22 protein-coding genes are annotated in these 21,093 nt (G+C 48.0%); 19 read left to right on the top strand and 3 right to left on the bottom strand.

What is annotated here, in order from left to right; translation table 11 throughout:
• The first annotated feature begins 165 nt into the window (after nt 1–165).
• The 12 genes from DWW13_RS09375 to DWW13_RS09320 all read left to right on the top strand — a co-directional run bounded on the left by DWW13_RS09375 (nt 166) and on the right by DWW13_RS09320 (nt 11,473).
• Nucleotides 166–834 (top strand): A24 family peptidase, encoded by a 669-nt coding sequence (locus tag DWW13_RS09375; RefSeq protein WP_147398321.1) that lies wholly within the window; start codon nt 166–168, stop codon nt 832–834.
• Nucleotides 831–1,868 carry a hypothetical protein gene (locus DWW13_RS09370; protein ID WP_226906364.1) on the top strand — a complete coding sequence of 346 codons (1,038 nt, stop codon included), beginning with the start codon at nt 831–833 and terminating at the stop codon, nt 1,866–1,868. Before DWW13_RS09375 ends, DWW13_RS09370 begins: the two co-directional genes overlap by 4 nt.
• On the top strand, nt 1,865–3,043 hold the full coding sequence (locus DWW13_RS09365; protein ID WP_118719952.1) for a CpaF family protein: 1,179 nt from the start codon (nt 1,865–1,867) through the stop codon (nt 3,041–3,043). Before DWW13_RS09370 ends, DWW13_RS09365 begins: the two co-directional genes overlap by 4 nt.
• The gene (locus DWW13_RS09360) at nt 3,040–3,840 is read left to right on the top strand and encodes a type II secretion system F family protein (protein ID WP_022461948.1); all 801 of its coding nucleotides are present in this window, start codon (nt 3,040–3,042) and stop codon (nt 3,838–3,840) included. Before DWW13_RS09365 ends, DWW13_RS09360 begins: the two co-directional genes overlap by 4 nt.
• A gap of 71 nt (nt 3,841–3,911) precedes the next feature.
• Nucleotides 3,912–5,210 carry a type II secretion system F family protein gene (locus DWW13_RS09355; RefSeq protein WP_022461947.1) on the top strand — a complete coding sequence of 433 codons (1,299 nt, stop codon included), beginning with the start codon at nt 3,912–3,914 and terminating at the stop codon, nt 5,208–5,210.
• Between the two features lie 50 nt (nt 5,211–5,260).
• Entirely contained in the window at nt 5,261–5,428 is a 168-nt protein-coding gene (locus tag DWW13_RS09350; protein ID WP_022461946.1) for a Flp1 family type IVb pilin, read from the top strand.
• Between the two features lie 156 nt (nt 5,429–5,584).
• The gene (locus tag DWW13_RS09345; protein ID WP_118719950.1) at nt 5,585–7,117 is read left to right on the top strand and encodes a DUF5702 domain-containing protein; all 1,533 of its coding nucleotides are present in this window, start codon (nt 5,585–5,587) and stop codon (nt 7,115–7,117) included.
• A complete protein-coding gene (locus DWW13_RS09340) occupies nt 7,071–8,021 on the top strand; it encodes a TadE/TadG family type IV pilus assembly protein (protein WP_147342475.1) in 951 nt (316 codons plus the stop codon). Before DWW13_RS09345 ends, DWW13_RS09340 begins: the two co-directional genes overlap by 47 nt.
• Before the next feature lie 100 nt (nt 8,022–8,121).
• Nucleotides 8,122–8,553, top strand: coding sequence for a prepilin peptidase (locus DWW13_RS09335; protein ID WP_022461943.1), 432 nt, complete (start codon nt 8,122–8,124; stop codon nt 8,551–8,553).
• Between the two features lie 2 nt (nt 8,554–8,555).
• A complete protein-coding gene (locus DWW13_RS09330; RefSeq protein WP_226906365.1) occupies nt 8,556–8,981 on the top strand; it encodes a TadE/TadG family type IV pilus assembly protein in 426 nt (141 codons plus the stop codon).
• A 16-nt stretch (nt 8,982–8,997) separates the two neighbouring features.
• Nucleotides 8,998–10,491 carry a DUF6382 domain-containing protein gene (locus DWW13_RS09325; RefSeq protein WP_118719948.1) on the top strand — a complete coding sequence of 498 codons (1,494 nt, stop codon included), beginning with the start codon at nt 8,998–9,000 and terminating at the stop codon, nt 10,489–10,491.
• 307 nt (nt 10,492–10,798) lie between these two features.
• Nucleotides 10,799–11,473: a rhomboid family intramembrane serine protease gene (locus tag DWW13_RS09320; RefSeq protein WP_226906363.1), complete on the top strand. Its 675-nt coding sequence runs from the start codon at nt 10,799–10,801 to the stop codon at nt 11,471–11,473.
• Here the strand turns inward: DWW13_RS09320 and DWW13_RS09315 are convergent.
• Nucleotides 11,448–12,131: a two-component system sensor histidine kinase NtrB gene (locus DWW13_RS09315; RefSeq protein ID WP_022461939.1), complete on the bottom strand. Its 684-nt coding sequence runs from the start codon at nt 12,129–12,131 to the stop codon at nt 11,448–11,450. The two genes, DWW13_RS09320 and DWW13_RS09315, sit on opposite strands and share 26 nt — an antisense overlap.
• A 203-nt stretch (nt 12,132–12,334) precedes the next feature.
• Here DWW13_RS09315 and DWW13_RS09310 point away from each other — a divergent pair, with 203 nt between their 5' ends.
• A complete protein-coding gene (locus DWW13_RS09310) occupies nt 12,335–12,751 on the top strand; it encodes an HIT family protein (RefSeq protein WP_172680766.1) in 417 nt (138 codons plus the stop codon).
• 59 nt (nt 12,752–12,810) lie between these two features.
• Nucleotides 12,811–13,335 (top strand): RNA polymerase sigma factor, encoded by a 525-nt coding sequence (locus DWW13_RS09305; RefSeq protein ID WP_158579765.1) that lies wholly within the window; start codon nt 12,811–12,813, stop codon nt 13,333–13,335.
• A 3-nt stretch (nt 13,336–13,338) separates the two neighbouring features.
• Here DWW13_RS09305 and DWW13_RS09300 read toward each other — a convergent pair whose 3' ends face one another.
• Nucleotides 13,339–14,406: an undecaprenyldiphospho-muramoylpentapeptide beta-N-acetylglucosaminyltransferase gene (locus DWW13_RS09300; RefSeq protein WP_022461936.1), complete on the bottom strand. Its 1,068-nt coding sequence runs from the start codon at nt 14,404–14,406 to the stop codon at nt 13,339–13,341.
• Between the two features lie 161 nt (nt 14,407–14,567).
• Here DWW13_RS09300 and DWW13_RS09295 point away from each other — a divergent pair, with 161 nt between their 5' ends.
• The 3 genes from DWW13_RS09295 (at nt 14,568) to DWW13_RS09280 (ending at nt 18,275) form a co-directional block, all read left to right on the top strand.
• Nucleotides 14,568–15,443: a DUF4367 domain-containing protein gene (locus DWW13_RS09295; protein ID WP_158579764.1), complete on the top strand. Its 876-nt coding sequence runs from the start codon at nt 14,568–14,570 to the stop codon at nt 15,441–15,443.
• Nucleotides 15,444–15,501: 58 nt separating this feature from the next.
• Complete coding sequence (locus DWW13_RS09290) at nt 15,502–15,999, top strand: DUF6147 family protein (RefSeq protein ID WP_118719940.1); 498 nt, start codon at nt 15,502–15,504, stop codon at nt 15,997–15,999.
• A 653-nt stretch (nt 16,000–16,652) separates the two neighbouring features.
• Nucleotides 16,653–18,275 carry an MBL fold metallo-hydrolase RNA specificity domain-containing protein gene (locus DWW13_RS09280; protein ID WP_055219142.1) on the top strand — a complete coding sequence of 541 codons (1,623 nt, stop codon included), beginning with the start codon at nt 16,653–16,655 and terminating at the stop codon, nt 18,273–18,275.
• A 184-nt stretch (nt 18,276–18,459) separates the two neighbouring features.
• Here DWW13_RS09280 and DWW13_RS09275 read toward each other — a convergent pair whose 3' ends face one another.
• The gene (locus DWW13_RS09275) at nt 18,460–18,702 is read right to left on the bottom strand and encodes a TIGR03905 family TSCPD domain-containing protein (protein ID WP_022461364.1); all 243 of its coding nucleotides are present in this window, start codon (nt 18,700–18,702) and stop codon (nt 18,460–18,462) included.
• 304 nt (nt 18,703–19,006) lie between these two features.
• Here DWW13_RS09275 and DWW13_RS09270 point away from each other — a divergent pair, with 304 nt between their 5' ends.
• Complete coding sequence (locus DWW13_RS09270; RefSeq protein WP_117804838.1) at nt 19,007–19,705, top strand: 5'-methylthioadenosine/adenosylhomocysteine nucleosidase; 699 nt, start codon at nt 19,007–19,009, stop codon at nt 19,703–19,705.
• 490 nt (nt 19,706–20,195) lie between these two features.
• A complete protein-coding gene (locus DWW13_RS09265; protein WP_118719936.1) occupies nt 20,196–20,981 on the top strand; it encodes a hypothetical protein in 786 nt (261 codons plus the stop codon).
• Nucleotides 20,982–21,093 lie beyond the last annotated feature (112 nt).

Raw genomic sequence — 21,093 nt, 5'->3', positions numbered from 1 at the left:
CGAAGAAAAAAGTTCTGGTCTGTTTCTTTTTACTGTGATGCGGCTGGGGAATTTCTTTCAAAAAAGGATCATAAAATAATAGCCAAAAAGCAGCGGTGAAATTGCGATACGATTCTACGAATCCGCGAAAAACGGAAAACCTTTCACACGATTTTTCTTTTTGGTGTGAGAAATTTTCATCCCGTTTTTGGAGGCAATTCACAAACCGGAAAAAGTTGCCGAAAACCGCTGGACAAATCGAAAAGAGGCAACTATAATGACCTCACAATCAAGTTGACCCAAACGAAACGGGAGGTGAGAGACAAAATGTCTTTGCAGCACTGTCTGGTACTGACAGTTGCGACAGGGGCGGTATGGATGGATTTAAGAACACGCAGAATTGCAAATGAATGGATTATCACCGCATGGATCGCCGGGCTGGTTACACAGCTCATCCGCTATGGCGCCGCGGGAGCGGGTATTTTTCTTTTTGGGATGCTTTTCCCGATACTCGCACTTTACATTCTGTTCTATTTTCATATGCTGGGCGCGGGAGATATCAAACTCCTATCCGCTGTTGGAGGCTTTCTCGGTGTGCCAGCGATCCTGAAATGTATGATTGTGTCGTTCCTGTCTGGAGCGGTCTTATCTATCGGAATTATTCTCGTCTGTGGAAATTTACCGCAGCGTCTTACCAAATTTTTCAATTATTTCCAAACTTATTTTACCAAAAGAAAATACCAGAAAAAAACAGAGCCGGTTCCCTATTACGATGGGAAGTGGGGCATGGAGTGCATCCATTTTTCCGTTCCCGTGCTGATGGGAGTGTTGCTCTGGATGGGGGGATTTTATTGAATACTGCAAAGAAAAAGAGTGTTTTTGCAGTCTGTGACACGGAAATGGAATATGCACGCAATTTTATGGAATATCTGAACCAGAAGAGAAATATTCCGTTTGAAGTGCATGCGTTTTCCAGTGCGGAGATGTTCCTGGAGTTCGCAAAAAACAACGAAACAGAGATTCTTCTGATTTCGGATAAAGCGATGAAAGAAGAGATCCGCCGGTATCCGATCCGTCAGATTATCATTCTGTCTGAGGGCGTACACAGTCCGGTGCTGGATCAGTATCCGGCGGTCTACAAATACCAGTCGTCGGAAAAGGTGATCCGCGAGGTCATGGCGTGCTACGGCGTAGAAAATGGTGTCGATACATCGCCTGCACTGCTGCCGAAAAAGGAAATGCGCATCATCGGCATTTATTCGCCGGTCGGACGGACGCAGAAGACCTCGTTTGCCCTGACGATGGGGCAGATTCTGGCAAAAGAGCGGGCGGTTCTGTATCTCAATATGGAGAGCTATTCCGGATTTGAACGGCTGCTGGAATGCAGCTACGACAGGGGAATGAGCGATATTCTGTATTATGCGAGACAGGAAAATCAGGGCATCATCTACAAACTGGGCGGAATGGTCCAGTCAATGCAGAACCTGGATTATCTGCCGCCCGCCGCATCGCCGATGGACATTCAGACTGCAAAATATGAAGAATGGAAATGGCTGTTTCAGGAGATTGAGAAGAACAGCAGCTATGAAGTGCTGATTCTCGACCTCGGGGATGGCGTGGCGGATCTGTATCAGATCCTGGATTTTTGCAATGAAATTTACGTTCCGATAAGGAATGATGTGATTTCTGCGGCCAAAATGGAGCAGTTTGAAAATTTGCTGCGCCGGTGGGACTGCCAGTCGGTGCTGGACAAGATGCGGAAAATCCACGTTCCGTTTCACACGGCCAACCGGACGGGAAAAGCCTACTTTGAGGAGCTTGTCTGGAGCGAGCTGGGCGACTATGTGCGTCAGATTCTGCGGGACGGCAGAAGAGGAGAAGAAACATGACAATGCCGGAAATTCTGCGGAGAAAACTGATGGAGCGGATCGATATCGCATCCGAACCGGATGACGGAGAGGTTCTCGAAGAGATTGACCGTCTGATTTTAGGGGAAGAAGAAACACGGTATCTTCCGGTGGCACAGAAGGCGGAGCTGCGCAGACAGCTGTTCTACAGTGTGCGGAGGCTCGATGTCCTGCAGGAGCTGCTGGAAGATACGGGAATTACCGAAATTATGGTAAACGGTTATCAGCATATCTTCGTGGAACGGAACGGCAGAATCGAGAGATACGGCAAAAGCTTTACCTCCGCGGAAAAGCTGGAGGATGTGATTCAGCAGATTGTAGGCCGGTGCAACCGCGTGGTGAATGAACAGAATCCGATTGTGGATGCACGGCTGGAAAATGGAGACCGCGTCAACGTTGTCATGAAACCGGTCGCATTAAACGGACCGATTCTGACCATCCGCCGCTTTCCGGAGCAGGCGGTGACGATGGAATTTCTGGTCTCCATCGGGAGTATTACAAAAGAGGCGGCAGAGTTTCTGCAGACCCTCGTCCGGACCCGCTACAGCATGATGATCGGCGGGGCGACCGGATCTGGCAAAACGACATTTCTGAATGCGCTTTCCGCCTACATTCCAAAGGGCGAGCGCATCATAACCATCGAAGACAATGCAGAGCTGCAGATCCAGGGTGTGGAGAATCTGGTGCGGCTGGAAGCAAAAGAGGCAAATCTGGAATCAGGAACAGAAATTACGATCCGCGATCTGATCCGCGCAGCTTTGCGTATGCGTCCGAACCGCGTAATTATCGGCGAAGTGCGCGGAGCGGAAACGTTTGAATTATTATCCGCACTCAATACCGGGCATGCGGGATCTTTGAGCACGGCACATGCAAACAGCGTGAAAGATATGATCTCCCGTCTGGAAACGATGGTGCTGATGGGAGTGCAGCTCCCGTTGGAAGCAATCCGCCGCCAGATTGCATCGGGAATCGAAATTCTCGTGCATTTAGGACGAGGGGAGGATGGAAGCCGTCGGGTGGAGGAGATCGCAGAGATCACAGGGATGGAGGAGGACGAAATCAAAACGGTTTCTTTGTTTCGAAGAGAATATGGGAGAGGCCTGCAAAAGACAGGCGAACTGGTACACAGAGAAAAACTGGAGGGGAAAACAGGATGAGAATACGTGAGGGAAGCCAGGCAAAGACGGGCATGGCAGAGGAGAAGGAGACGAAGGGGATCGACTATCAGACCTGGGAATTTACCGGTCGGGAATATCTCGAAATAGCGGGAATCAGTCTTGGGATTGCCGCCGCTGTGAACCTGCTCTGTTACCGGGCGTGGTGGGCATGCATTGCTGTGGTTCCGGTTGGAATCGTATGTTTTCACACGTATCGGAAAAACCGGATTCAGAGGCGGAAAGAGGAGCTGTACGACAGTTTCCGGGATCTGATTGCGTGGATGCACACGGCACTGCGTTCCGGCTATTCCATGGAAAATGCAGTGCTGGAGGCGGCAGGACAGCTGGAACAGTCGCTGGGAAAAGAAAACATTCTGGTACAGGAACTGCGCCGGATGCGTCATAAAATGATGATTTCCGTGCCGGTGGAACAACTGTTTCAGGATCTTGCGGTGCGAAGCCGCATTGATGATATTGCGACGTTTGCAAGTGTACTGGTGATTGCGAAGCGGACAGGAGGAAATGTCTGCGAGATCTTTCAGAATACGTGGGATATTTTCTGTACGAGAATTGACACGATGCGGGAAATCCGTGCGGGCGTTTCTTCCCGGCGGTTCGAGCAGAATATTATGAGTGTTGTGCCGTTTGGAATTCTGGGATATGTACAGCTTTCCTTTCCGGAATTCTTAAGTGTGATGTATGGGAATGTAATCGGGGTTTTCTTCATGAGCGGATGCCTTGCCGTGTATCTGGCGGCATGGGTGCTTGGAAAGAAGATTCTGGACATTGAGTTTTAAGAAGCAATTGAAGTTTAAAAAGTAAGACTGCGAATCATAACGATTCGTCCGCAAAAAAGGGGAGGAATCAAATGTTGTGGATTTGTCTGACCGCATGGGCGGGGCTGTTCATCTGGTATTTCCGGATGAGAAAAAAGGCGGAAGATCACAAATTGGTGAGACGGATTTTCTGCCTTGCAGCGACAGGGTTTATAGCGGGCACTGCACTCTGCCTTCCGATCGGAGTGCGAAAAGTTTCAGGAGATGAAAAAGCGGAACTTCAACTGGAACGGGGTGCCTTAGGCAGCCAACCGACAGAGGAAAAACTTGAGGTTTCTGTTGGAAATCAGAAACCGGAAAGAATTACACTGTCTGTACCTGCAAGAGCTTACAGCGCAGAAGAGATAGAAGAGGCGTTCAGTACGGCGATAGAGGCGCTGGATGAAATCATCTTAGGTGAGAATCTGTCTTTTCATACGGTAAACAGAAACATGGATCTGGTTACGGAAATACCGGGAAGCCCGGTGGCGCTTAGCTGGGAAACAGACAGGCCGTTGTTGATTGACAGCCGGGGTTTGCTGTCAGACGAGATTCCCGAAGAAGGAGTGGAGGTTACGCTGAAAGCGGAACTGGAACTTCAGGGGGAAACAACAGAATATATACGGAAGGTTCAGGTCTATCCACCGGAGATAAAAGGGCGGGATGAGGTTCTTAGGGCACTGAAAAAAGCAGTGGAAAAAGAAAACGAAGCACATCCCGAAGAAACAGCCTATTATCTGCCGGAGACACTGAACGGAGAAACTGTAACATGGTCAAAAGTGCCGGATCTGACAGGTCTGGAACTGATGGCACTTGCCGCGGCGGCAGGAGCAGCCTGCTGGGCGGCAAAAGGAAGGGAAGAAGAAAAAGCAAGGCAGAAAAGAGAAGAACAGATGCTGCGGGATTATCCCGAAATTGTCAGCAAAATGGTTCTTCTTCTGGGTGCCGGGCTTGGGATGCGGAAAGTACTCGAGCGGATTGCAGTGGATTACCGGAAAGATCTGGCGCTTGGCGGGCAGAAACGTTTTGCCTATGAAGAGATTGTATTTACCTGCCAGGAGATGGAAAACGGTGTTTCTGAGCAGGAAGCGTACCAGCGCATGGGAATGCGTATGGGAACCGGAGCGTATCGTTCCCTTGCTGTTCTGCTGACGCAGAATCTGAAAAAAGGCAGTAAAGGACTGCTGGAATTATTGAAACAGGAATCGCAGGAGGCCTTTGAGGAGAGAAGAAGGCAGGCGAAAACAACAGGAGAAAAGGCATCGACAAAGCTTCTTCTTCCGATGGGCATGATGCTTGCGGTTGTATTGGTCATACTCACGGTTCCGGCATTTTTGTCCTTTTATGCATAGGGGATGTTTTTATCCCCACAACAGCTGGTAAAGAGAGGGAGGTGGAAATTATGAAGCTGATATCGGAGTTCTGGAAAGAGGAAGATGCGGTGGGTGTTGTGGAAGTGATTCTGATTCTCGTTGTGCTGATCGGACTCGTACTAATCTTTAAAAAGCAGCTTGTGAGTCTGGTCAACAGTCTGATGGAGAAGGTCACAAACCAGAGCAACACCGTATAAACGGGAAAATGTCCAATACGGAACTCCAAAGAAAAATTTAGAAGCCGGTACGGACCTATATGTCATTTGCATATCTGTGTCTCGGTATATCCTTTATCCGATCCACGGCATCTAAAGTTCGAAAAAGTAAAAGTAAAGTGGAAGGAGCTGTATCCCATGAGGGAAACAGAAAGACAGAAAAGATGGGCAGCCGGAAGCATAACAGCATATTTGTGTCTCGTTCTGATACTGATGCTTTCCCTGGTTTCCGGGACAATTGCGTCGGTGCGAAATGCCCATGCACGGGTGATGACGGCCTGCGCAATGGAACAGGGACTGTATTCTCTGTTTGCCGGGTATGACAGAACACTGCTGGGACAGTACGAGCTGTTTTTTTATAACGGCGGGGATAAGAGCGGTGTCTGGAAACCTGAAACCATGAGCAGAAAAGTCGCAGAAACTGCGGGAGAAGTTCTGTCCCCCACTGCATCGGGGATGGGAATTCTATCAGGCAGTTTATCTGGCGGACAGGTTACAGAAGTTTATCTCGGCGGCTATCGTCTTGCGACAGACGAGGAGGGAAGTGCTTTCTCCCGTCAGATCTGTGAGGCAATGAAAGCCAGCCTTGGAACTTATGGAATACAGCAGCTTTCCCAGAAATTAAGAGGAGAACAGGAAACCGTGAAACGTCAGGAGGACGGACAGAGCGGTTACGAGGAAGAGGAGGTTTTAAAACAGTATGAAGAATCCAAACAGCCAGAAGAGGGAACAGAAAAAACAGAAGGTGAAGGAGAATCTGGAAACGGCACGCCTTCGGAACCGGATCAGAAGCAGCCGGTACCGGAAGATTTTGTGAATCCGATTGAGGTCATTCAAAAAGTAATGAAAATGGGAATTTTAGGACTGGTCCTCCCGGAAGGGCAGGCACTGTCGCAGGGGGAAACGGATGTATCGTTTCTTGCATCAAAACGGGAGCTGCAGAGCGGGTTTGGCATGGCAGAGTGTGGAAAAGAACTGAGCTTTGTGGATAAGATGCTTTCGTCCGAATATATTCTGTGGAAATTTCCGTGCTATACCAGCAAGGAGAAGAAGGAAGGGCTGCAGTGCCAGGTGGAATATGTGCTCTGCGGAAAAAACAGTGATCAGGATAATCTGGCGGGAACCGTGAACCGTCTGCTGGCGCTGCGGGAGGCGGCAAATCTGGTGTATCTGGCGAAAGATGCGCAGAAGCAGGGCGAGATGGAAGCAATGGCGGGGGTAATTGCCGCGTCGTTTGGAGTTCCGGCGGCGATGCCGGTTGTGAAAATGGCACTTGCCGTGTGCTGGGCATTTGCAGAAAGCATTCTGGATCTGCGGGAACTGCTGGATGGTGGAAAAGTAGCGCTGTTCAAAACGGCAGAATCGTGGCAGCTTTCTCTGGAACAGCTTCCGAAACTGCTGGAAACAGGGGATCAGAGCAGAAAAAATGCACCGGGCGGCATGGAGTATTCCGATTATCTGCGGCTGCTTTTGATGCAGAAATCGGGAAAAGCGGTAACGTTTGGAGCGATGGATCTGGTGGAATACAATATGCGGACAGAACAGCAGCAGCCGGGTTTCCGACTGGATTGCTGTGTCGATGAACTGGAAGCCGGTTTTACGGCGGTAATTGGGAAACGAGAGTATGAGATTACGAGAAATTATGGATATGAGATGCAGGGAGCAGCCTGAAAAATGGGATGACTCCGGCAGGGATACAAAAGGGTGTTCTTCTGAACGGCACATTTATTTCTGGAACCTTATCAAAAAACTTATCCACTCTTCCGGGAATTTTTATAAATCCGGATCAGGAGAGCAGCCTTTTGTAAAACGAAAATGGAACAGGGCAAGCCTGACGGTGGAAGCTTCACTGGCACTTCCTGTTTTTCTGATCGCGGTTCTTGTGTTATTAAAAATCGTGGATCTTTACCGGCTGCATGGAATGCTGACGGTATCTCTGCAGGAGTCCGCGCGGTATCTTTCCGTTTGTGCCTACGCGGTGGATGAGACGGGAAAAGAAACGTATGAAATACCAGAAACGGCCGCGTGCATTGCTTATGCAGAAGCAAAGATTCCAAAAGAAATCCGCGAAAATGGAATGGTGACACTGGCAGGAAGCCGTGTGAAAAATGGATGGCTGGAACTGAAAGCGATTTACTGGCCGAAAATGGGAAACCGCCTCGTTCCGGTGCGGAACCGGGGAATTGCAGCGTGTGCGAAAGTGCATCTGTTCTGCGGAAAGACAGAAGAGGAGGCGGATGAAGAAGAGGGCGAAGCAAAACAGATGGTGTGGGTGACTGAGAACGGCAGTGTGTATCATACCGATTCGTCGTGCAGTCATATCAATCTTTCGATCCAGGTTTCCTCACCGGGTGCGCTTGCGTGGAAACGGAATCAGGATGGAGAAAAATATAAGGAATGCGAACAGTGTGTGGGAAATGGCGCTGCGGGTGCGGAAGTTTACTATACGAAATACGGAAACCGGTATCATAACAGTCTTTCCTGCAAAGGGCTGAAACGTAAAGTAAAACTTGTAGCACTGGAACAGACGGATGGACTGCCGCAGTGCTCGAAATGCGCGAAAAAGGCGGCGTAAGAAAGCCGGATATGAGCAGAGCAGGTGTCTTCTTTCCGGGTGAGACCGGAAAGAAGGACGGTAAACAGAAACTCGGGTTTGCGGAAAGGAGGCCGCGGCTGTGTATCAGGAAGAAGTAAAGAGTGCAATTATATTGCTGTATCTGGGGATTCTTGCCGGAATGGATGTGAGGAAACGGCAGATCAGCCTTGTCCTGACCGGTGTTTTATTCCTTGCAGGCATTGGATGGCAGATTCTGGTGGAACAGACATCGTGGCTGGAATGGCTGCTGTCCCTGCTGCCGGGAGCGGGATTTCTGACGCTCAGTTATATATCACGGGAACAGGTGGGATACGGGGACGGCCTTCTGCTTCTGACGGTTGGAATCTGGCTGGGATTTGGGCAGACGTTCGGCGTTCTGACGCTGGGACTCATTCTCTGTTCGGTACTCTGCGGAGTTCTTCTGATGCGGAAGAAAATACGGAAACAGGATTCTATACCGCTGGTGCCGTTTCTGCTGCTTGGATTTGTGGGGAGGTGCGGAATGCTTTGAAAGTGAAAATGAGAAAAGCAAGTATTACGGTAGAGGCAGTTCTGGTCGTGCCGCTTGTTCTGATGGTGATTTTTCTTCTGCTGTCGCTGACCTTTTTTGTACACGCACGGAGCTGGTATACATTTGCGGCATATGAAAGCACAATGCTTGCCGCCAGTGAAGGCCGTCTGTCTGTGGAAAAAGGAGAGGCAGCCGCCCAAAGCCGGATGGAATGGTGGATTTCCCAGATACCGCTTCCGGCTGAACCGGTGACTGTACAGACGGAATGCAGAGAAAAAGAGATTCAGATAAAAGCAGAAGGAAACATTCTGCCAATCTGGAGCCGGAACGCGTGGGAATATTCGGTTTTGAGTGAAAGCAGGAGAAACAATCCGGTGAAAACGATCCGGAAGATACGGGCGGTAAAACAGATCTGGAACCAGAAGTAAGGACGGAAGCGGAGAAATGCAGATTGATTATAAAAGAGATTTGAATCATACATATGTTATTTTACAGGAGGAAAAAGAGCCGGACACGGCGTCGTATCAGATCCGTATGCTGCTGACAAACACAATCCCAGGGCTTTTGGACTGCAAAATCGGGAAAATGGATGATAAAACATTGTTTTACTATGAGGTGACATCAAAGCAGTCGCTTCAGAGTGTGTTTGAACAGCGCTCGATTGGGGCGGAGGCGCTGCGGAAACTGTTTGAACAGCTGCTGGATCTTCTCGAAGAACTGGGGCAGTACCTGCTTGCACCGGACGGTCTCGTTCTGCAGCCGGAGCTGGTTTTTGCAGATGCAAATCTGGAGAACTTTTCCTTCTGTTATCTGCCGGGAAAGCAGGGACACACAGGCTGTTTTCAGAAGCAGATCCGGGAGCTGATGGAATATCTGCTGCCGAAGCTGGATCACCAGGAGCAGGATGCGGTGGTACTCGGGTATGGACTGTATCGGGAGATTTCGGCGGAGATCTTTTCGGTTGAGATGATTCAGGCACTCTTATATCAGACAGGGAAAGAGAAGAAAGAAACGACGGAGCAGGAGGGAAAAGAGCGTCCTAGGGAAGAAAATCCGCCTGTACAGATGGAGGAAACACTTTGGGGAGAACAAGAAGCGGAAGCGGCGGAAAATTTTTTTGTGGAAGCGGAGGAAGAAAAGGATGAAGGACGCTGGAAAAATATTGTGGAAGCAGTGATCTGCATCGGATTTCTGGGAGGTGTGCTGGCACTGCGGTGGACACAGGCCGAAACTGTTTGGTATCTGGTGCTGGGAGGAGCGGCGGCTGTTGTGGGAATTGTAAGTCTGGCATTGGAACTTGCCAGCCGATGGAAAAAGCGGCAGTCGGGAACAGAAACAGGAAGCTATGGGAAGGCCGCAGGAATCCGGAAACAAGGAGAAACAGGAGATGTATTTTCGGAATATCAGAATCGGAAGGGCTTAAAACAGAAAGATGGAACATGGAATCCGAAAAGCGATACAGAACAGCAGGGATGGAAAAGGGATTCCTCAGTCGAAAAAGAGAAAACATGGGAAAAGAATGAAGAACAGGAAAACAGAAAGATGCACAGCCTGATGGAATTGGAGGGGCATGAAGAGGATCTGTTTGGAAAAACGGAACTGCTGACCAGCCCGGAGGATGAGGGAAGGGCATATCTGATTCCGATAGATCCGATTGATCTTCCGCTGATTCCGATTGAACGCGGAAGCACATTGATTGGAAAACTGTCAGCGGCGGCAGATGTAATTCTGCCATACCGTACGGTAAGCCGCCTTCACGCAAAGCTGGTCAGTACAGAAGAGGGAGATTATCTGCTGGATCTGAATTCGCGGAACGGAACAACGGTGAATGGCGTTCCATTGATGGGCGAGACAAAAAAGAAGCTGGAGGATGGAGACGATATCTCATTTGCCGGGAAGAAATACCGGTATAAGGCGGGAGAGAAAAACAGAAATTAGAGAAAAATGACGCATTACACTTTTTCGATTTGGAGAAAGTGCTGGATGCGTTATTTTTAATATGGCAGAATGATCGAAGAAAAAAGTTATGCGAATGAAACAAAAATATTACAGAAAAGAAAATTATGCATAAAATTAAAAAAAGAAATAATGTAAAAAATAATGTCATAAAACGTCGAAAGCCGTCGTGAAGCGTCAATAATTGTCGAAAAACGTTTATCAAAAAAGAAAAAAATTTGACGATTTCTTGCATTTACAAGTGAATTAAATTATAATAAAAAAATAGCACAGATAAGGAAATGATGTAATGGAAGAACAAAGGAAAAACAGTTACGATCCGAACGAAGATATCGTGGACCGTATGTGGAAGAGGTCAAAAAACAGCATCAATCTGGTCATCGTCGTATGCAATATTCTGGTATTCCTTGCAGTCACACTGACCGGAGGGACAGAGAGCTCCAGACATATGATGGACTGCGGTGCGGCGTATGCGCCGCTGATTGAGAGCGGAGAATACTATCGCCTGTTTACGAGTATGTTTCTTCACTTTGGCATCCAGCATCTGATCAACAACATGCTGCTTCTTTTGTTCCTTGGGGATTACCTAGAACGCGCAGTTGGAAAGATCCGTTATCTGGTCATCTATCTGGGCGGCGGACTCGTCGGAAATCTGTGCTCGTATCTGCATGAACTGTCCCTGATGAAAACAGGGGAAGCACCGGCAGTTTCCGCCGGCGCTTCGGGAGCGATTTTTTCTGCTGTCGGAGCGATGCTTGTTCTTCTGGCATTTCGGAAAGGAAGGCTGGAGGATCTCACCTTCCGGAGGATGGCCGTCATGGCTGTCCTTTCGCTGCTGGTCGGATTCCAGTCTTCAAATGTGGACAACTTCGCACACATCGGCGGTTTTCTGGCAGGTGCAGTCCTGATGGCGGTTCTCTATCCGGGAATGGCAAGGATCAGGAAAAGGGGAAAACGACCGTAAAGGTGCTTCCTTCCCCGGGAACGGAAGAAACGGAAATCGTGCCGTCGTGTGCGGTTACAATTTCCTTGCAGATGGCAAGTCCAAGGCCGGTTCCGTTTTTCTTATGTGTGACAAAAAGGTCAAAGAGAGTCGGCAGATCCTCGGCGGGGATTCCGCAGCCAGTGTCCTGCACACGGATGGTCAGAAAGTCACCGTCGAAACAGAGAGAGATTTTGATCGTTCCGCCGGAAGGCATTGCTTCCGCCGCATTTCGGATCAGGTTCAGAAAAAGCTGACGAAATTGCGTGGTATCAAGGGCAAAGCGCGGAATGGCAGATTCCTTGACAAGTTCAATGGAAATCTGTTGTTTTTCGAGGAGAACGCCGGTATCGGCACAGAGATTCTGGAGCAGAAGATAAGGATTCACGTAAGCGCGTACCGCCCGATATGAATGATTATAGCAGGAGAGCTCATCGAGCAGGGAGTTCAGAAAAGCCATATTTTCCTGGATTTTCTGAAAATAGAGATCGTTGGAAAGCTCCGGATGCGCTAAAAGAAGAAGCTGATGAAAGCTGTGGATAACCGCAACAGGATTTCGAACCTCATGTGAAATCCGGGAAATCATAGCGTGACATTCTTCCGATAAGCCCTGTGAATTGGTTGTTGGTTCTTTTGACATAGCCGTATCCTCCTTATGATGCGTAGATAATGATTTTTGATTAGGCAAAAGTTTAGCATTGAAAAGGGGGAGCGCGCAACAAAAAGCGTTCTGCATTATTTGACATTTTTCGACAAATAGTGAGAAAATAGAGTTGTTCGGAACCGTGCGAAACGGGATTCGGAACAACAGAAAAATTAAAAAAAGTAAAGGAGAAAAAGATCATGGATTGTATTTTTTGTAAATTAGCAAACGGAGAAATTCCAACCGCGACACTGTATGAGGATGATGAGTTCCGTGTCATTCTGGATCAGGGACCGGCAACGAAAGGACATGCGCTGATTCTTCCAAAACAGCATTTTGCAAACATTTATGAAATTCCGGATGAAACCGCAGCGAAAGCAATGATTCTCGGCAAAAAAATGGCGACGGCCATGACGAAAGCGCTTCATTCCGATGGCTTCAATCTGGTACAGAACAATGGTGAGGCAGCAGGACAGACGGTATTCCACTTCCATATGCATCTGATTCCAAGATATGAAGGTGACAATGCCGGTATTGCTGCATGGAAGCAGGGAACTCTCGAGGATGCGGTAAAAGAGCAGATCATTGAGAGCGTGACGGCAGAGCTGAAGGCCTGAGAAAAGGCTGGCAGCAGCCAGAAAAAGAATCAATGACAGACGAACAGGGGCGGAGAACAATGGACAAAAATAACTTTTCAGAAATATATAAAAAGTATGTAATGACAGCCTATTCAGCCGCAATGCAGGTGGTACACAATGAAGCCGATGCGGATGATATCGCACAGGAAACGATGGTGAAACTGTACCTGAATATTGATGCGCTGGATGAAGACAGAGTAGAAGGCTGGGTCCGTGTCGCTGCAAAGAATCTGGGAATTGATTATCAAAGAAAAGCACAACGTTTTGACTGGAACGAACTGGATGAGGATCTTCGGGCGGAAGAGATGGAACTTCCGACGCTTGCAGAGGAAGAAAAGCAGGAGAGAAATCATTTTTTTCAGGAAGTGATGGATGCACTGAAAGATCATGATGAATCGGGTTATTATATTACGCGTGAAATCAAGGTGCATGAGCGTTCGGAAAAGGAAGTAGCATCCGAAATGGGTATCACCATAGGAAATCTGCGGGTGAAAATGACCCGGACGAAAAAATGGCTTTGCCAGCACTTTGCTGACAAAGCCAGAGAAATGGGATTTCTGTAGTTACTATTTGCGTTCGCATTCCTGGATCAGGGAAAGGATGCGGCCGATGGAATCGGTGTGGCTGCTCTTCTTCATCGCATTGATGTAGGTCTGACGATTTTCGTAAACCTCACGGATTGCGGACTGAAGAGTCTGCGCATTCACGGATTCTTCTTCCAGAACTTTACTGTAACCCTGACGCTCAAAGGAACGCGCATTTAAAATCTGGTCTCCGCGGCTGGCATTGGCAGAAAGCGGAATCAGAATGTTTGGTTTTGCCAGAGCACTGATTTCGCAGATCGCATTTGCGCCGGCGCGGGAGATGATCAGATCTGCTGCGGCGAAGAGATCCGGGAGCTCATCTTTGATGTACTCGAACTGAACGTAACCTTCGGTACCATTTAAGGATGCATCCAGTTTATCTTTACCGCAGAGATGAATCACCTGGAAATCTTTCAGAAGTTCTGGTAAAATAGAACGGACCGCATTATTGACAGCGACGGAACCGAGGCTTCCTCCGATGACGAGAATAACCGGTTTTGCGGCATTGAATCCGCAGAACTTCAGGCCTTCCCGCGCATCGCCGGACAGCAGTTCCTGGCGGATTGGCGTTCCGGTCAGAACGGCTTTGTTTTCTGGGAGACATTTGACGGTTTCCGGGAAATTACAGCAGACCTTTGCAGCGGACGGAATACACAGCTTATTTGCCAGGCCAGGCGTCATATCTGATTCATGGATGAGCGCCGGGACTTTACATGCTTTGGCGGCAAGGACAACCGGTACCGAAACGAAGCCGCCTTTGGAGAAGACAACGTTTGGTTTCAGCTTTTTGAGCAGTTTTTTTGCTTCAAAGTAGCCTTTTACGACGCGGAATGGATCGGAAAAGTTTTTCGGATCGAAGTAGCGGCGCAGCTTTCCGGATGAAATTCCGTAATACGGAATGCCGAGATCTTCGATCAGCTTGCGCTCCATACCGTCGTAGGAACCGATATAAGAGATTTTATAACCTGCTTCCTTTAATTTTGGAATCAGGGCAATATTCGGGGTAACATGGCCGGCGGTACCTCCGCCTGTCAGAACAATATGCTTCATGAGAATTCCTCCCTGGAATTTGATAATATCATTTGGCTTTTATTATCCCCTCAAGAAGAAAAAAAGTCAAGAGCGGTTACAACATGGAAAATGCCGAGGAACGGAAGAAGATGAAAAAGATAGAAAAAGAAGAACAGCTGAAAAAGAAACTGGAGCAGACGATGGAAGAAAAAATGGCTGCGGATTCGAAAACGGTGGAAGGGGAATCGGCAGTTGTAAAGGCAGAGGAAGGAAACACAGCAACAGAACAGGAGGCTGCGCCTGCGCTTTCAGAGGAAGAACTGAACGCAATGTACGAGCGCTTCCAGCAGCGCCTTCAGAAGGAAGGACTCGCGGACGCGGAAGGAAATCCGACAGAAAAAACACTGGAGATCCGCCGCCAGATCGTGGAGAAAAAGGTGGAACGCGAAAAGCAGGCGGAGAGACAGAAGAAGATTGCGAAGAGAGCGAAAACAACAAAACACTGGGTACGGACGGCAAAGGCGGCTGGTGTTGTGCTGGTTGTGGGAGCGTGTGTCTTTGGGGCTAGTATGACAAGTGAGGCGAATCGGATTCGGTTGGTGGAGACGGTGCATGACGTTTGGAATATAGGAGATGCAACTGGAATAAACAATGGGGATGAAAGAAAATATTCAGAAGGAAGTCTGGATGAAGCAAAAAAGGAAATAAGCGAGAAACTTCATATAGCAGTTCCAGAGTTTTATTATATTCCATCAGGAATGGAATATAGTAAATTTATGGTATTTGATGAAACTCAGATGGCGGTGATACAATATCAATATGAGGGGCATTGCATATACTTTCATTTGTCGGCAAATGAGAAAGACTTATCGCAAGGAGTTTGGAAAGATAAAGAAAAAGTTCAAGTAGAAACACTTGATGATGTAATTGAAGTTGAAATGGGAACTTTAGCAGAAAATGATGAAGAAAATTATTATGTACTATGGAAATATAAGGATGCATATTATCAATTAAGCGGTCAGATAGAAAAAGAAGAATTAATAAAAATTTTGAATGAAATGCAGTATAACATGTAATTTCTATTGGAAAACTACGTATATAAGATGTAGATGAAGACGAGGGGAAAGAGGAAGTATGAAAAAGGTTATGAATTTAAAAAACTTACTCCTTTGCGCAATGTTCGTTTTAATGATGTCCTTAAATACTGTAAACACATATGCGGGAACTTTAGACTATTTAGGAAATACAATTGATGGATCTGAATTGACAAATGAAACAGAGTCAATTGGAAATTATCAGAGTGTGGCGAGAAGTACATATTTACATCAGGGATTTGTAAGAATTACTAATAATGGAAATGGATATATCGGTATTACTGGTGGGACGGAATGCAATGTTAGTTGTAATGTTGTAAAACTGAATGTTTACTTGGAAAGGTCAAGTGGTCCAGAAGATTTTTATAGTTATAAAAAATGGGAAAATGTAGATTATAATACCAATTCTTTATACTTTAGCACGCAGATAAAGGTGGAGAAAGGTTATTATTATCGTTTAAGAGGATATCATTCATGTACGAAAAATGGAACCATTGAAAATGGTGGAAGTAGAACGGATGGTATCTACATTGGTTAATTAAATCTTCTGAAGATTCGAACTTAAAAACGAATCCAAGTAAGTATTATATAAAGTGCAAGAGAGCAATACAAACGAACAAAAATAATTTCTAACCCCAAATGATTTACAACTCCCTCATCCCCTTTCGGGGCCAGTCCCCTATAGAAACCTTATAACAATGAATATATTAAGACGAAAACGCAGATCTTTCAGGATTTTCAACGCGTCGAAATTCCTTTTTCCAACCACAATACAGATCTGAGTCATCATGTGTTACTATGTTCAGCGTGTGAGTGATCATACGGAACATCGGCTGGCCCCGATAAGTGAGGCATCGGTATTACTGCAGGAATACCGGTGCCTCTTTTCTATGCACTTCCGGCGGCCGATGCCCATAATTGAACAAAAATATCAAGATTGTTGTGCAATCTGCTTTAAAATTCCGTTGGAATCTGCCAGATATTATGCTATAATAATCAAAAAAAGAGAGAATAAGCATAAAATACAAAAGGAATTTCAGATTATTTTCGCGGACAACGCGTCAAAGACCATGCTGGCATGGGAACTTGACGACTGCTGGCCGCGATAACGGGCCAAACGTATAACGCGTGTTTTGACCCGCAGTGACAACATTTTGTCCCCGAACAAAACGGGAGAACAGGAGGCATCTTATGCGTCTTACATTTCTTGGAGCAACACATGAAGTGACGGGCAGTTGTTATTATCTGGAGGCTGCCGGTAAGAAGTTTTTAGTGGACTGCGGTATGGAGCAGGGACCGAATATTTATGAAAACAAGCCGATTCCGGTCCCGGCATCCCAGCTTGATTTTGTATTGATCACGCACGCGCACATTGATCACACCGGAAATCTGCCGCTGCTGTATGCGCACGGCTTCCGCGGCCCAATCTATATGACCCCGGCGACGGTAGCGCTTTCGGACATCATGCTCCGCGATAGCGCACACATTCAGCTCGCCGAGGCCGAGTGGCGGAACCGCAAGAACCGCCGGGCGGGAAAAGAAGATTACGTCACGCCGTACACAATGGAGGATGCCCTCGGCGTGATTCGCTTACTGGAGGGCATTCCGTATCATCAGCGTGTGACACTATCGGACGGCATTCAGATCCGTTTCCTCGATGCCGGTCATCTGCTCGGTTCCGCATCCATTGAGCTGTGGCTGACAGAGGACGGTGTGACGAAAAAACTGCTCTTCTCCGGCGATATCGGAAATATTCATCAGCCGCTGATCAACGACCCGGAGTACCCGGAGAGCGCCGATTACGTGATTATGGAATCCACCTACGGTGACCGGAGCCACGGTCCGAAACCGGATTATGTACCGGAGCTGGCAAAAATCATTCAGGAAACGCTCGACCGCGGCGGCAACCTCGTGATCCCGTCGTTTGCTGTTGGAAGAACGCAGGAGATGCTGTACTTTATTCGTGAAATTAAGGCAGAACATCTGGTTCACGGCCACGGCGAATTCCCGGTTTACGTGGACAGTCCGCTTGCCGTTGAGGCAACCAATATTTTCCGCGATCATCAGAAAGAGTGCTACGATTCCGATGCAGCTGCGCTCCTTGCGCAGGGCATTAATCCGATTCTGTTTCCGGGCTTAAAGCTCTCGATTACATCCGATGAGTCGAAAGCCATCAACTTCAACGAAACCCCGAAGGTCATCATATCCGCGAGCGGCATGTGCGATGCAGGACGAATCAAGCATCATCTGAAGCACAACCTCTGGCGGCAGGAGAGTACGGTTCTCTTCGTCGGCTATCAGGCCGTCGGTACACTGGGACGGGCGCTGATCGGAGGCGCGAAGGAGGTGAAACTGTTCCAGGAAGAGGTTCATGTGAACGCGCACATCATCCAGTTCCCGGGCATGAGCGGCCACGCAGATCAGGAAGGACTGCTCAAATGGGCGGGCAGTCTGCGGGCAAAACCGGACCGCGTTTTCGTAACGCACGGCGAAGATAAAGTGACGGAAATTTTTGCAGAAAAACTGTGGGACGAATTCCGCTACCCGGCGATGGCTCCGTTCTCCGGCACGGTATTTGACCTGAAAGAAAATGAATTCATCGAAAAAACCGTTGGCATTCCGATCCAGAAGGAAACAACGGCAAACGCTGGAACACTGCGCACGAGAAGCAGCGGAAATGCCGTCTTCGATCGTCTCGTTGCGGCTGGTCAGCGGCTGCTCACCGTCATTACAAGAAACAAAGGCGGTGCTAACAAAGACCTTTCGAAATTTGCCGATCAGATCAACAGTCTCTGCGACAAATGGGACAGATAAAGCAGTCCGGTGGCTGGAAGAAAGACTGTGCTATTAATATAGAAGAAAAACCGGAAGAAAGCAGGCGGCAGGGAAGCTGTGCTGCATCAGAAAAGAAAAAACAGAAGTGGATAAATTACAAACTCCCCGGGGTGAGCATTCCCCGGGGAGTTATTATAATAAAAAAGAGCAAGCGTAAAAAAAGTTATTTCTGGATAGCCTGTTCCAGTGCTTTTGCAAGCTGGTCTGGACATGATGTTCCGCGTCCGTTGCAGTCGATGCCTTTCATGCGGGAGATGGCTTCGTTTACGTCCATGCCCTCAACGAGTCTTGCAACACCCTGTGTGTTTCCGTTGCATCCGCCTACGAACTGTACGTTGTGTACTTTACCGTCTTCTACCTCAAACAGAATTTTTCTGGAACAGGTACCTTTTGTTGTATATTCCATCGATAAGATCCTCCTTTGTGAATAAAAAATTAGAACATTATCGTGAACTTCAGCCACGATAATTCTTCGGTTCCTGCTATTATACCATAGATTACGAAAACAGCAAAGAAAAAAGATACCACAGATCCAAAATTTATTGTATACTGTAACAGGAATTACAAAGAAACCAGAAGGAAAAGAAAATGGATTCCCGGAGTTTTCCGTTCTTACTTTAGCGGCTGACCGCTGACAAAAATGATTTCATAAAAGCAAGAACAGAAAGAATCGGAGAGTACATGTAAAGTTATTGGAGGATATCATAAACATGAAGTTAATCGGAATTATCGGTGCAATGGAAGTTGAAGTTGCAAGCTTAAAGGAAATGATGACGGACGTTACAATCCGCACGAAGGCATCCATGGAGTTCAACCACGGTTACCTGAACGGAAAAGAAGTGGTTGTTGTGCGTAGCGGAATCGGCAAAGTAAATGCCGGTATCTGCACCCAGATTCTTGTAGATGATTACGGCGTGGACTGTGTCATCAACACCGGAATTGCAGGCTCCCTGCGGAATGAAATCAACATCGGCGATATCGTCATCTCGACCGATGCTGTTCAGCATGACATGGATGTGCGCATCTTCGGATACCCGCTCGGCGAGATTCCGCAGATGGGTGTTTTAAGCTTCCAGGCAGACGAGCACCTCGCAGAGGTGGCAGAGGAAGTCTGCAAGGAAGTCAATCCGGAAATCCAGGTATTCCGCGGACGCGTGGTCAGCGGTGACCAGTTTATTTCCAGCAAAGAAGTGAAAAACCGTCTGATCGAGGAATTCAACGGTTCCTGCGCCGAGATGGAGGGCGCTGCGATTGCGCAGGGCGCTTATCTGAACAAGATTCCATACGTCGTACTCCGCGCCATCTCCGACAAAGCAGACGACAGCGCAACAATGGACTACCCGACCTTTGAGAGCGAGGCAGCCCGCCACTGTGTCAACCTGCTGCAGGAAATGGTAAAACGCCTGTAATCTAAAAAAAGCAAGAAGAAAAAATCGACAAACGGGCAGGCGAAAACCAGCGAAACCACGCGAACCGGCACGAAAGCAGTCCCCTGAAGGAACGAAAAATAAAAATTCACGCGAAAAAGCACAGAATCACAAAGAATTTGACGAACGTTTTTTGTTTCCAAATTTTTCCGGCGGTGCTATACTGTGGCACATCGGAACAAGAAGATGCTCACTACGGATTGCTCAGCAGTAAAACACTTGCTGTTTTGCTGCGTAAGAAAGTGATTCAGGTGTGAGCAGCCCTCCTTTTGCGAAGCAAAATTTTCAATGAGGGCTGCGAATGTTACAGTTCCCAGGTACCTGTGAACTGTAACACGTCTCCACTGCCGATATGCCAGCGGAAGAATCCTGTGCGCGCAAATTCTGCCGCGGCATCCGCCGATGCACCGCAACGGAAGCACCGGCATATGATCATGACAGGCAAATTCAAAAATCATCAGGGGGAATAAGAATGCTGGAGTTTTGTGTGAAACAAAATGTGTTCTTATACGCAATGATAGCAGCAGGAATCGCCGGTGTGTGGTGCCTGTTCTGGAATAACCGTTTCTACACCCGGGCCATCCGCGATCTCGGAAGGCTGAAGGAACCAAAGTCGAAATGGACCAGGTCGGTGCTGGAAACGTGTCAGAGAAAAGCGCATCCCTTTTCGAATGCCGGGGCGTTTATGCGCAGCCAGATTGCACAGGGCAGGTCAGCGGGAATGGCAGTCCCGACGCTTCTGCGCGGAAGCCAGAATATGATCCTCACGGTTCTGGCACTGTCGATTCTTTCGCTGTGGGCGATCTACCGATACCGTTATGGAGAGGCGGAGCTGATGCGCTACCTCGGAACGGGCACCGCGCTCGCCGGAGGCCTTGTCTTTTTCCGGCTCTGTCTGGATTTCGGCGGAAAAGAGGAAATTCTGCTGAACGGCTGGACAGACTATCTGGAAAATGAGTTTGCATCGACGAAACAGAGTGCGGTGCTGGAAACCGTACAGCAGACCGAACGGCAGCCGGTGCAGGCGGAAACCATGGCACAGGCAGGAACCGGAGCGGCGAAAGCAAAAGCGCAGACTGCGGGAAGCGAGTCCGCCAAAGAGAGGAATGAACTGTTCGCAGATCCGGAAAAAGAAGCGAGGATTTCGAAAGTCAGGGAGGGCATCCGCCAGACCGCCGCGGCCGAGAGCAGGTTTGCCGGAATGCTGACGCCAGAGGAAGAGAAGCTGATGAGGGAGATTATCAGCGAATACGTGTAAATACCAGGGGATCAGGCCGGGGAGCATGGCATATCGACATGACCATATTTCCGAATCGGCAGTCCGCAGGTATCTAAGATAAAAATATTTCAGGCAGTGCCGTCTTTCAAAA

It is taken from the genome of Blautia sp. AF14-40 (assembly GCF_003479665.1).
Taxonomy (GTDB): Bacteria; Bacillota; Clostridia; order Lachnospirales; family Lachnospiraceae; genus Fusicatenibacter; species Fusicatenibacter saccharivorans.
Note: the sequence above shows the minus strand (reverse complement) of the source record. Positions and strands in the feature narration are given on the sequence as shown.